This is a genomic window from Actinophytocola sp. KF-1 (assembly GCF_054661535.1).
The window spans coordinates 283,533-295,539 of sequence record NZ_BAAFVK010000012.1 but is presented as its reverse complement, the minus strand read 5'-3'; the positions used below and the strand labels follow the sequence as shown (position 1 = coordinate 295,539).

The following is a 12,007-nucleotide window of genomic DNA, read 5'->3' as shown; positions in this document are numbered from 1 at the left end:
GGTCATGGAGTTCCAGGACGTCGTCCGCAAGCGCAGGATGGTCCGCCGCTTCCAGGCCGATCGGCCGGTGCCCAGGGAGGTGCTCGACCGGATCCTGCACAACGCGACCCGCGGCCCGTCCGCGGGCTTCTCGCAGGGGCAGGCGTTCCTCGTGCTCGAAGGCGAGGACCTGGCGAAGTTCTGGGCGCTGCGCCCGCACGGCAACGGCGTGTCCACCGCGCCGCTGCTGATCGTGCCGTTCTCGTGCAAGCGGGTGTACCTGGACCGCTACGCCGAGCCGGACAAGGGCTGGACCGACCGCGACGAGGCCCGCTGGCCCGTCCCGTTCTGGCACATCGACACCGGCATGGCGACGCTGCTGATCCTGCAGACGGCCGTCGACGCGGGCCTCGGCGCCCTGTACTTCGGGATCATGCCCGAGGACGTCGCCCCGTTCCGCGAACTGTACGGCGTCCCCGACGACCACGAACCCATCGGCGCGATCGCCATCGGCTACTCCGACGAACCCGAGCAGTCCGGCTCACCCCGCAAACGCCGCCGCCGCGACCGCGACGAGGTCTTCCACTTCGGCCACTGGTGACCCCCGGGGCGCCCCCGGCGACCAGCGCCGCCCGGCGAGCCACCGACAGCCTGGCGTGGTGATGAGGGGCCCGCTCCTCTGACCGCTGGGGCTCGCGGCTGCCAGCGCGCTCGGCGTGGAGTGGCCCCGCTGCGCCCGCTGGCTCGGTGACGGGTGGTTCCGGAGGGTGGTTCGCTCGGTGAGGCTGCCGATCGAACGGTGTGGTGGTGGAGGGTCGCTTTTTCCCGTGGGTGCCGGTGGCTGGAAGGCACGGCGCTTCGCGTGGAATGGCCCGCTGCGCGGGCCGGGCGCGCAGCGCCCGTTGGCCTGGTGACGAGGCGGTTCTGGAGGGTGGTTCGGTTGGTAAGGGGACTGATCGAACGCTGTGGTGGGCGCTTTCACGCGGGTGCTCGTGGCTGGTGGATGCCAGAGCGCTCGGCGCGGTGTAGCCGCTGCGCGGGCCGGGCGCGCAGCGCCCGCTGGCCCGGTGACGGGGCTGTTCCGGAGACACGTTCGCTCGGCGAGGCCGCCGACCGAACGTCGTGGTGGGCTAGGACGTCACGGTGGGCTGGGGCTCCCGGATGCCAAAGCACTCGGAGTGGCCCGCTGCGCGGGCCGGGCGCGCCCCACCCGCGGACCCAGACAAGCCCGCACGACACACCCCACCGACCGAACCCACCACCCGCCGACCGGAAGAGGTCGTGCGCGACGAGCGGGGGTGAACCTAGGGTGTAACCCATGGTCGACATCCAGGTGCTCGGCGGTGCCGTCGAGCGAAGCGAGGAGATTCTCACCCCCGAGGCGATGGAGTTCCTCGCCGGTCTTCATGAGCGGTTCGCCGCTCGCCGGGACGAACTCCTCGCCGCCCGCGCGGCTCGTCGTGAGGAGGCGTCCCGCACCGGCAGGCTGGACTTCCTGGACGGCACCCGCGACGTCCGGGAGGCCGACTGGCGGGTCGCGGAAGCGCCCGCCGACCTGCGGGACCGTCGCGTCGAGATCACCGGGCCGACCGAGCGGAAGATGGCGATCAACGCCCTCAACTCCGGCGCCCGGGTGTGGCTCGCCGACCTGGAGGACGCCAACACCCCGCACTGGGAGAACGTGGTCGGCGGCCAGGTCAACCTCTTCGACGCGGTCCGCAAGACCATCGCCTTCACCTCGCCCGAGGGCAAGGAGTACGCGCTCAAGGGCGACAAGCACGCCGTCATCGTGATGCGGCCCCGCGGGTGGCACCTCGACGAGCGGCACATCGAGGTCGACGGCCGCCGTGCGGTCGGTGCGCTGGTCGACTTCGGCCTCTACTTCTTCCACAACGCGCAGGAGCTCCTCGACCGCGGCAGCGGGCCGTACTTCTACCTCCCCAAGATGGAGTCGCACCTCGAGGCACGCCTCTGGAACGACGTCTTCACCCACGCGCAGGAAGCCCTGGGTATCCCGCACGGCACCATCCGCGCCACCGTCCTCATCGAGACCATCCCGGCCGCGTTCGAGATGGAGGAGATCCTCTACGAGCTGCGCGACCACGCGTCCGGCCTCAACGCGGGCCGCTGGGACTACCTGTTCAGCATCATCAAGTACTTCCGCGACGCGGGCGCCGACTTCACGCTGCCCGACCGCAACGACGTCACGATGACCGCGCCGTTCATGCGTGCCTACACCGAGCTGCTGGTCCGCACCTGCCACAAGCGGGGCGCGTTCGCGATGGGTGGCATGGCCGCGTTCATCCCCAACCGCCGCGACCCCGAGGTCACCGAGAAGGCGCTCGCCAAGGTCCACGACGACAAGCGGCGCGAGGCGGGCGACGGGTTCGACGGCTCGTGGGTGGCGCACCCCGACCTGGTGCCGATCTGCGACGAGGAGTTCACCGCCGTCCTCGGGGACCGGCCCAACCAGCTGGACAAGCTCCGCGCGGACGTGTCGGTGACCGCCGACCAGCTGCTCGACGTCAAGTCCACGCCGGGCAACACCACCGCCGCCGGGCTGCGGGGCGCGGTCGACGTCGGCGTCCGCTACCTCGCGTCGTGGCTGGGCGGCAACGGCGCGGCCGCCATCCACAACCTGATGGAGGACGCGGCGACCGCCGAGATCTCCCGGTCGCAGGTGTGGCAGTGGGTGCGCAACGAGGTCAAGCTCGACACCGGCGCCACGGTCACCGCCGAGCTGGTGCGCGAGCTGCTGGCCGACGTGCGCGAGGCGCTCACCGACGTGATCCCCGCCGAGCACCTCGCGCCTGCGTGCGAATTGTTCGAACAGGTCGCGCTGGCCGACGACTTCCCCGACTTCCTCACCCTGCCCGCCTACGAGCGGATCTGAGGTGCGCACGTCCCTGGACGGGTCGCTGCTCGCCGGGGTCGCCCGCCGGTTGTCCGCCGTGGACGCCGCGCGGGCGGCGCGCTACCCCGGCGACACCGGCGGGCGGCAGCCCGTGCACACGTGTTACGTCCCCGCCGACCAGGTCACCGGCGACCTGCCCGCGCGGTGGGGCGCGGCCGCCCTCGCGGCGCTGGCGGAGCACGCACCGGGCCCGCACGCGTTCGCCGAGGTGCTCGGCCTGCCCCCGGACCTGGCCGGACCGGTGCACGACAAGGTGGTCGCGAAGCTCTCGAGCGAACCGGTCGAGGACCTGCGGATCGACTTCGAGGACGGCTACGGCCTGCGCCCCGACGCCGACGAGGACGCCGACGCGGTCCGGTGCGCGGGACTGGCCGCCACGCTGGGCACCCCGTGGGCGGGCATCCGGTTCAAGTCGTTCGAGCTGTTCGAACGGGGCGTGCGCACGCTCGACCTGTTCCTCTCGCAGCTGACCGAGGTGCCCGCCGGCCTGGTGCTCACGTTCCCGAAGGTCACCGCCGTCGAGCAGGTCGCGATCCTGGTGGAGCTGCTCGAGGTGCTGGAGGACCGGCTCGGCCTGCCGGCGGGCAGGCTGCGGTTCGAGATCCAGATCGAGACCACGCAGTCCATCGTGGACGCCGACGGCGCGCTCGCCATCCCGGGGTTCATCACCGCGGGCAAGGGCCGGGTGTCCGGGCTGCACTTCGGCACCTACGACTACACCGCCGCGTGCGGCCTGTCCGCCGGTGAACAGCACCTCGGGCACGCGGCGTGCGACTTCGCCCGGCACGTCATGCAGGTCAGCGCGGCGGGCACGGGGGTGCGGCTGTCCGACGGCTCCACGAACGTGCTGCCGGTGGGCGACCGGGACGCCGTGCACGCGGCGTGGCGCACGCATTTCGGCTACACACTGCGGTCCCTGACCCACGGCTTCCACCAGGGCTGGGACCTGCACCCGGCGCAGCTCGTCACCCGCTACGCCGCCAACTACGCGTTCTACCTCGGCAACGCGGCCGCCGACGCCAAGCGCTTGCGCGCCTATGTGGACAAGGCCGACGCCGGTGTCCTGGACGAGCCCGCGACCGCGCAGGCACTCGCGATGTCCATGCGGCGGGCGGTGGACTGCGGCGCGCTCTCCGCCGCCGACGTCGAGGAGCTGTGCGGGCTGTCCGGGGAACAACTGGGCAGGCTGGTCAGACGGGAGTCCCTGTGACACAACCGGAGCTCGTCATCCGCACCCGGCGGATGATCACGCCGGAGGGGGAGCGGCCGGGCGCGGTGGGCATCGCCGACGGCGTGATCGTCGCGGTCGGCGACGAGCTCGACGGTCCCGCGTTCGTCGACCTGGCCGGGGACGAGGTGCTGCTGCCGGGCCTCGTCGACACCCACGTGCACGTCAACGACCCCGGCCGCACCGAGTGGGAGGGCTTCGCGACCGCCACGCGCGCGGCCGCGGCGGGCGGGGTGACCACGCTGGTCGACATGCCGCTCAACAGCGTGCCGCCCACGACCGACGTGGTCGCGCTGGACGTCAAGCGCGCCACCGCGTTCGGTCAGACGTACGTCGACGTCGGCTTCTGGGGCGGCGCGGTGCCCGGCAACCTGGCGGAGCTGCCCGCGTTGCACGAGGCAGGCGTGTTCGGGTTCAAGTGCTTCCTGCTGCACTCCGGCGTCGACGAGTTCGGGTACCTGTCGGCGAACGAGCTGCGGTCGGCGCTCGAGGTGCTGGCCGGGCTGGACGCGCTGATGATCGTCCACGCCGAGGACCCCGACCTCATCGAGCACGCGCCGGACCCGCACGGCCGCGCCTACCGCGACTTCCTCGCGTCGCGGCCGAAGGAGGCGGAACACCGGGCGATCGCCACGCTCATCGACCTCGCCAAGCGCACGGGCGCCCGCGTGCACGTGCTGCACCTGTCGTCGGCCGGCGCGTTGCCGATGATCTCGGCCGCGCGCCGCGACGGGGTCGCGCTCACCGTCGAGACCTGCCCGCACTACCTCACGCTGACCGCTGAGGAGATCGCGGACGGCGCAACGCAGTTCAAGTGCTGCCCGCCGATCCGCGACGCCGCCAACCGGGACGCGCTCTGGCAGGGCCTCGTCGACGGCGTCATCGACTGCGTCGTGAGCGACCACTCGCCGTGCACCGCCGACCTGAAACGCTTCGACACCGGCGACTTCGGCGAGGCGTGGGGTGGCATCGCGGGCCTGCAGCTGGGGCTGCCCGCCGTGTGGACCGAGGCGCGACGGCGCGGTGTGCCGCTGACCGACGTGGTGCGGTGGATGTCGGCGGCGCCCGCGGACCTCGTCGGGCTGACCGCCAAGGGCGCCATCGCCGTCGGGCGGGACGCGGACCTGTGCGTGTTCGCGCCGGACGCCGAGTTCACCGTGGACGTCGCGGACCTGTTCCACCGCAACGCGGTCTCCGCCTATCACGGCCGCACGCTGACCGGGGTCGTGCGGCGGACGTGGCTGCGCGGCCGCGAGGTCACCGGCGAGCACCCCCACGGCAAACTTCTGGAGCGCTGATGGACTTCACCGGGTTTCCCGATCTCGCGTCCCGCCGGGCCGGGGGCAGCGTGCTGTGGGCCAACGACGAGCTGTTCGCCGAGCGGGAGAACCTGATCCGCCCGCAGGAACCGGTGTTCCAGCCCGCCACGTTCGGCCACAAAGGACAGATCTACGACGGCTGGGAGACCCGGCGGCGGCGCGAACCGGGCGTCGACCAGGCCGTCGTCCGGCTCGGGCTGCCCGGCGTGGTGCGCGGGATCGTCGTGGACACCGCCTACTTCACCGGCAACTACCCGCCGTTCTGCTGGGTGGACGGCGCGTCCGTGGACGGCTACCCGTCGCCGGAGGAGCTGGCGGCAGCGGACTGGCAGCCGCTCGTGCCACGCTCTCCCTTGCTGGGCAACACGAAGAACCCGTTCGAGGTCGACGACGCCCGCCGGTACACGCACGTCCGGCTGACGATCGACCCCGACGGCGGCGTGGCGCGGCTGCGGGTGCACGGCACCCCGGTCGCCGACCCGAGGTTCCTCGACCTGGCCTCGCTCGACCTCGCCGCACTGGAGCACGGCGCGACGATCGACGGCTGCAGCAACATGTTCTACTCGTCGCCCGCGAACCTGATCGCCCCCGGCTTCGCGCAGGTGATGGGGGAGGGCTGGGAGACCGCCCGGCGCCGCGACGACGACAACGACTGGATCTCGGTCCGGCTCGCCGCGGAGGGCGTGGTGCGCATGGCCGAGCTGGACACCAGTCACTTCAAGGGGAACGCGCCGGGCTGGGCGTCGCTGTCCGGCCGCGTGGGCGACGACTGGGTGGAACTGCTGCCCAGGACCCGCCTGCAGCCCGACACGCGGCACCGCTTCCGCGTGCACGGTCCCGCGGTGACCCACGTCCGCATGGACGTCTACCCCGACGGCGGCATGGCGCGGCTGCGCCTGCACGGCGCGCTGACCGAGGCGGGGCAGACGGACCTGGTGTGCCGCTGGCTCAACACCCTCCCGGCACGCGACGCGACGGCGGCGCTCGTCGAGGCCGGCCTGCCGGAGGCGGAAGCGGCCGACCTGGTCGCGCAGCGCCCGTTCACCGAGATCCCGGAGGCACAGGCGCCGCACACGTAGGCGTGTTCGGTTGGCAGGCGGCCCCCGGTCTCCCCGATGATGGGCGCGTGTCGCGGAAACTCGTTCTCCTGATGGCCGTCGCCGCCGCCCTGGCCGGGTGCGACGGGGACACACCGCCGCCGGGACCGACCGCCGCCGCCCACGACGACGAGGTCCGGATCGTGGACCTCAACGCCGCCATGGGCTACATGAACCTCGCGGGCAACGCGCGCGGCACCGACGCGACCACCGCCGACTTCGAGCTCCTCGCCGACGACATCCTCGCCCAGCGCGGCGACGTGGCGAACCTGCAGGAGATGGCACTGCCCGCCGCGCGGGAGCTGCGGGGGATCCTCAGCGAGAAGACCGGCGAGGAGTGGCAGCTGAACTGGGCGTTCTCCGTGAAGGCCACCTACTACACCGGGCAGAAGGGCGAGTCCGGACCGCGGCCGGGCTACCAGGACGTGCCCGCGGGCAACGCACAGCTCATCCGCATCGGCGACGGCATCACCGCACAGCAGCCCATCACCGACGACGGGGTGAAGGACGACGGCACGAATGCCGACCAGGGCATCATGCTGCCCTCGGGCGGCCGGTCGTTCATGGGTGCGGAGATCACCACCGCGGCCGGGAAGGTGGCGGTCTACAACACCCACCTCGCGCTGGGCGACCAGGTCGCCGACGAGAAACGGGCGGCGGACGTGGCCGCGATCCAGGAGGTCACCGAGGCGCGCCCGGGCCCGGCCGTGGTGACCGGCGACTTCAACCAGGCCATCGACTTCGTGCCGGGCCAGCCGTACCCGAACCCGAGGACGGTCGACGCGATCCGCGCGTTCATGGACCGGTACGGGTACACCGACGTCGCGCGCGACAAGGGCCCGACCAGCAACGAGAAGCGCAAGCAACTGGGCACCAAGCGCATCGACTACATCCTCGCGCGGGGTGTCGCCACGCGCGACACCGTCCGCTTCGTCAGCCACGAGTCCGACCACTGGGGCCTCGCCACCACGCTCGACCTCACCGCCACCGTCGCCCCGCCCACCTCGAAGACGACCGCACCGACGACCACGACCACCCCGGCGCCCACGACCACCACCACCGCCCCCGCGGGCCCCACGACCGAGGGTGCCATCGCGCGCTACGAGCGGTACCTGCACGCGATCGGCGCCTCCGACGTGCCGACCATGTGCGAGATCGCCGGCCCGGCCGCCAAGAAGGCCGAGGACCAGGGCTTCGGCCCCTGCGAGCAGACCATGCCGGTGGCGCTGTCGATGATCTCGCCGGAGCAGAAGGCGGCGCTGGCCGAGGCCACGGTCGACCCGGCGCAGGTCACGGAGAAGGGCGGGACCGTCCTGATCCCGGCCGCCGCGGTCCGTGCCGCCGTCGCGTTCACCCCGGGCGACCTCGGCGACGCCGAGCTGTCCTACCTGGACGGGCAGTGGTTCGTCACCGACTGAAGATGTTTCGACTTCCACCGCCGCGGTACCCCACGGCGGTGCGGACACTGTTCAGGCGCCGCTTTCGCCGGGTTGGTCGGATCGACGCCGAACTCGTCCGGCGCAGCGGCCTCATCCCCCGGACCCCGGTCGACAAGGGCTTCCAGACACTCGGCCAGGCCGCGAACCACAGCAAACTGTGGTTCGCGCTCGCGGCGCTGCTGGTCTCCAGGAAGGGCGCGACAAGGCGGGCCGGGTTGCGCGGCGTCGTCGCCATCGGCTTCGCGAGCTTCGCCGCGAGCGGCGTCGCCAAGCGCCTGTTCCCGCGCCGCCGCCCGGCCGCGGAGCTGCTGCCGGTCTACCGCCGCATGATGAGGCGGCCGACGTCGTCGTCCTTCCCGTCCGGGCACTCCGCGTCCGCGTTCGCGTTCGCCTCGGCCGTCGCCATGGAGCACCGCGGTGCCGGTGCCGCCGTGTTCCCGCTGGCCGCGGCCGTCGCGTACAGCCGCGTCCACACCGGCGTGCACTGGCCGACGGACGTCGCCGCCGGCGCGGCCATCGGCGTGGGCGCCGCCTACGCGACCCGCCACTGGTGGCCGCACCAGAAGGACCTCCCGGCAGGCCCCCGCAGGCTCGACACCGCGGCCGAGCTGGGCGACGGCGACGGTCTCGTGCTCGTCGTGAACCCGGGCGCCGGCTCGAGCGGGCAGGCGAGCGACGAGGTCCGCAAGGCGTGGCCGCGCGCGGACGTGATCGAGATCGAGCCGGACCTGGACGTGGTCGCGGAGGTCACCAAGAAGGTCCAGAACGACGGCGTCCGGGCCATCGGCGCCGTCGGCGGGGACGGGACCGTCGCGTGCGTCGCCGGCATCGCCGTCGACCACGGCCTGCCGCTGGTGCTGGTGCCCGCCGGCACGCTGGACCACTTCGCCCGCGACGTCGGCATCGAGCACCTCGACGAGGCGCAGGCCGCGTCCCGCGCGGGTTCGGTCGCGGTGTGCGACGTGGGCGAGGTCGAGGTCGCGGGCCGCGGCGACGAGGTCGAACGGCGCGTGTTCGTGAACACCGCGAGCCTCGGCGGCTACCCGGAAACCGTGCGGCTGCGGGAAAAGCTGCAGACCCGCTGGCCCAAGTGGGCGGCCGTGCTGCTCGCCACCACCCGCACCCTGCGCAGCGCCAAACCGCTCAGCATCATGCTGAACGGGCACAAACGGCTCGTCTGGATGCTGTTCGTCGGCAACGGGTCCTACGAGCCGAAGGGCTTCGGCGCGGCCCGCCGCCCGTCGCTCGCCTCGGGCAAGCTCGACGTGCGCTACCTGCGCGCGGACGTGCCGTACTCCCGTGCGCGGTTCCTGATCGCCTCGCTCACGGGCACCCTGTCGACCTCGCACGTGTACCGGCACGCGGAGGTGTCCTCGGTCGACGTCGTCCTCCTCGACGGCAACCGCAGGATCGCACTCGACGGTGAGGTCGGCCCGCTCGGCCGCCGCTTCTCGTTCCGCGTCCGCGAACGCGCGCTGCCGGTCTACATCTCCTGACCCGCGGGCTACCGGCCGAGCGCCTGCCGCAACCGTCGCAACCGATCATCGGGGGTCTGGCGCGGGCAGCTGACGCACTTCTGCTGCCCCGGCGCCTCGTACACGAGGCAGCACGACGCCCGCCGCACCGCGCGCTGCCCGCCGACCGTCACGTAGCGCGGCACGGGAAACCGGTCGTCGGCCGCCAGTGCGACCGCATGGGCGTCGGTGCCGCCCGCCCACAGCACCCGGTTGGCGAGCGAGTCGGTCGCGATCGCCCACAGCGCCCGCGTGCTCGCCGCCGACGCCGCCGCGACCGCGTCCACACACGTCGCGACCGCGGCGGCGGTCCGCGCGGGCGCCTCCGCCGGGTCCACAGTGGACGACGAGCGGGCGTCGAGCACACGCCCGTCCTGGTGCAGGAACAGCGTCATCGAGGCCAGTGCCGGATCGGCGGCCCGCCCGCCGCGGACGTACGACTCGGCGACCGGGCCGAGCAGGACCGAGCTGGCCGAGTACCACCACAGGACACCCGCGGTCGCGGTGCCGGTCAGCCGGAACCGGCTCGTCGTCGCGGCCAGCGCGGCGGCGAGCCAGGCGGGGTCGGTGACCGCCTCGGCGGACACGGGCTGCAGACCGGTGATGCCGCGAGGGTAGCGGTGCGGACCCGGAAACGTGCTCGTAACACGAACGCTCCGACAGTTCACCGCTGTGAAACACAGCACGCGATCCTGCGAAACGTGGTTTTTGAATGCTCCTCCGCAAGTCGATGCCCGTTCAGCGGAGGAGGAAAGCGTGGAAGGGAATACGGCCTGGTTGCTCACCAGTGCCGCCCTGGTGCTGTTGATGACACCGGGGCTGGCGTTCTTCTACGGCGGCATGGTGCGCACCAAGAGCGTGCTCAACATGCTGATGATGTGCTTCGGAGCAATCGCCGTTGTCGGTGTGCTGTGGGTCATCTACGGCTACTCCATCGCCTTCGGTGACGACGTCGGCGGCGGGCTCATCGGTGACGTCACCCAGTACATCGGTCTCTCCGGTCTGATCGGCAACGAGGACGCGCTGGCCACCACCGGTTTCGTCGCGTTCCAGGCGATGTTCGCGGTCATCACCGTCGCGCTGATCGCGGGCGCCATCGCCGACCGGGTCCGGTTCGGCGCGTGGATGCTGTTCGCGGGTCTGTGGGCGACGATCGTGTACTTCCCGGTCGCGCACTGGGTGTTCGACTTCAGCAACGACTCGGGCCACGTCGGCGGCTGGATCGCCAACGACCTCGTCGCGTTCGACTTCGCAGGCGGCACCGCGGTCCACATCAACGCCGGCGCGGCCGCGCTCGCGCTCGCCATCGTGGTCGGCAAGCGGCGCGGCTGGCCCAAGGAGCCGATGAAGCCGCACAACCTGCCGTTCGTGATGCTCGGCGCCGGTCTGCTGTGGTTCGGCTGGTTCGGCTTCAACGCCGGTTCGGCGCTCGCCGCCAACGGTCTCGCGGGTGTCGCGTTCATCAACACCTTCTCCGCCACCGCCGCCGCGATCATCGGCTGGCTGCTCGTCGAGCGGCTCCGCGACGGCCACGCCACCAGTCTCGGCGCCGCGTCCGGTGTGGTCGCCGGCCTGGTCGCGATCACCCCGGCCTGTGCGTTCGTCGACACCTGGGGCGCGCTGCTGATCGGTGTCCTCGCCGGTGCGTTCTGCGCACTCGCGGTCGGCCTCAAGTACAGGTTCGGCTTCGACGACTCGCTCGACGTGGTCGGCGTCCACCTGGTCGGCGGCCTGTGGGGCACCCTGGCGATCGGTCTCTTCCAGACCACCTACGTCAACGACACGGGCGTGTCCGGCCTGTTCTACGGCGGCGGTGTCACCCAGCTGGGCAAGCAGGCGGTCGGCGCGTTCGCGGTCCTCGCCTTCTCCTTCGTGGTCACGCTGATCATCGGTTACCTGATCAAGGTCACCATGGGCTGGCGCGTGTCCGACGAGGAGGAGGTCACCGGCATCGACGAGGCGGAACACGCCGAGAGCGCGTACGAGTTCTCCGGTCTGCGCAGCGGGTCGTCGCCGATCTCCAAGGCAGCGGACGCGCTGTCCGGTAACAAGGTCCCGGCAAGCGCGAGCAAGGAAGGCTGAACCATGAAGCTGGTTACGGCGATCATCAAGCCGTTCACGCTCGATGACGTCAAGGCCGCACTGGAGCAGGTCGGCGTGCTGGGCATGACGGTCAGCGAGGTCCAGGGGTACGGCAGGCAGAAGGGCCACACCGAGGTCTACCGCGGTGCCGAGTACTCGGTCGACTTCGTGCCGAAGGTGCGGGTCGAGGTCCTGGTCGACGACACGTTGGGGGACAAGGTGGTGGAGGCCGTGGTCGAGGCCGCGCGGACCGGCAAGATCGGCGACGGCAAGGTCTGGGTCACGCCGGTGGACACCGTGGTCAGGGTGCGCACCGGAGAGCGCGGCACCGACGCGCTCTGATGGCGCCTCGGGGGGAGGGGGCGGCCGGCCGCGAGGTCCAGGCCGCCCCCACTGCTGCCGACCTGGTGCTGGCCCGCGACCGGCTGCTCGGCC

General features: G+C 72.0%; 10 protein-coding genes. 9 read left to right on the top strand and 1 reads right to left on the bottom strand.

Translation table 11 applies throughout. The annotated features are described in order from the left end of the window. Positions 1-4: 4 nt before the first annotated feature. The 7 genes from ACYQ77_RS33205 (at position 5) to ACYQ77_RS33175 (ending at position 9,472) form a co-directional block, all read left to right on the top strand. Complete coding sequence (locus ACYQ77_RS33205) at positions 5-580, top strand: nitroreductase family protein (protein WP_459718379.1); 576 nt, start codon at positions 5-7, stop codon at positions 578-580. A gap of 717 nt (positions 581-1,297) precedes the next feature. Beyond that, a complete protein-coding gene (aceB, locus tag ACYQ77_RS33200) occupies positions 1,298-2,872 on the top strand; it encodes a malate synthase A (protein WP_459718378.1) in 1,575 nt (524 codons plus the stop codon). A 1-nt stretch (position 2,873) separates the two neighbouring features. Then, positions 2,874-4,103, top strand: a complete 1,230-nt coding sequence (locus tag ACYQ77_RS33195) for a DUF6986 family protein (protein ID WP_459718376.1) — start codon at positions 2,874-2,876, stop codon at positions 4,101-4,103. Beyond that, a complete protein-coding gene (gene allB / locus ACYQ77_RS33190; protein WP_459718375.1) occupies positions 4,100-5,419 on the top strand; it encodes an allantoinase AllB in 1,320 nt (439 codons plus the stop codon). Before ACYQ77_RS33195 ends, allB begins: the two co-directional genes overlap by 4 nt. Then, on the top strand, positions 5,419-6,519 hold the full coding sequence (gene alc / locus ACYQ77_RS33185; protein WP_459718372.1) for an allantoicase: 1,101 nt from the start codon (positions 5,419-5,421) through the stop codon (positions 6,517-6,519). The genes allB and alc overlap by 1 nt, the downstream gene beginning before the upstream one ends. 47 nt (positions 6,520-6,566) lie before the next feature. Next, the gene (locus tag ACYQ77_RS33180; RefSeq protein ID WP_459718369.1) at positions 6,567-7,955 is read left to right on the top strand and encodes an endonuclease/exonuclease/phosphatase family protein; all 1,389 of its coding nucleotides are present in this window, start codon (positions 6,567-6,569) and stop codon (positions 7,953-7,955) included. Positions 7,956-7,957: 2 nt separating this feature from the next. After that, positions 7,958-9,472: a phosphatase PAP2 family protein gene (locus tag ACYQ77_RS33175; RefSeq protein WP_459718366.1), complete on the top strand. Its 1,515-nt coding sequence runs from the start codon at positions 7,958-7,960 to the stop codon at positions 9,470-9,472. Between the two features lie 8 nt (positions 9,473-9,480). Here the strand turns inward: ACYQ77_RS33175 and ACYQ77_RS33170 are convergent, their stop codons facing one another. Beyond that, on the bottom strand, positions 9,481-10,077 hold the full coding sequence (locus ACYQ77_RS33170) for a (2Fe-2S)-binding protein (RefSeq protein ID WP_459718363.1): 597 nt from the start codon (positions 10,075-10,077) through the stop codon (positions 9,481-9,483). A 169-nt stretch (positions 10,078-10,246) separates the two neighbouring features. On the opposite strand from ACYQ77_RS33170, the gene ACYQ77_RS33165 reads away from it, so the two are divergent. Both ACYQ77_RS33165 and ACYQ77_RS33160 read left to right on the top strand, forming a co-directional pair. Continuing rightward, positions 10,247-11,572, top strand: coding sequence for an ammonium transporter (locus ACYQ77_RS33165; protein ID WP_459718361.1), 1,326 nt, complete (start codon positions 10,247-10,249; stop codon positions 11,570-11,572). A 3-nt stretch (positions 11,573-11,575) separates the two neighbouring features. Then, positions 11,576-11,914 (top strand): P-II family nitrogen regulator, encoded by a 339-nt coding sequence (locus tag ACYQ77_RS33160; RefSeq protein ID WP_378058400.1) that lies wholly within the window; start codon positions 11,576-11,578, stop codon positions 11,912-11,914. Positions 11,915-12,007 lie beyond the last annotated feature (93 nt).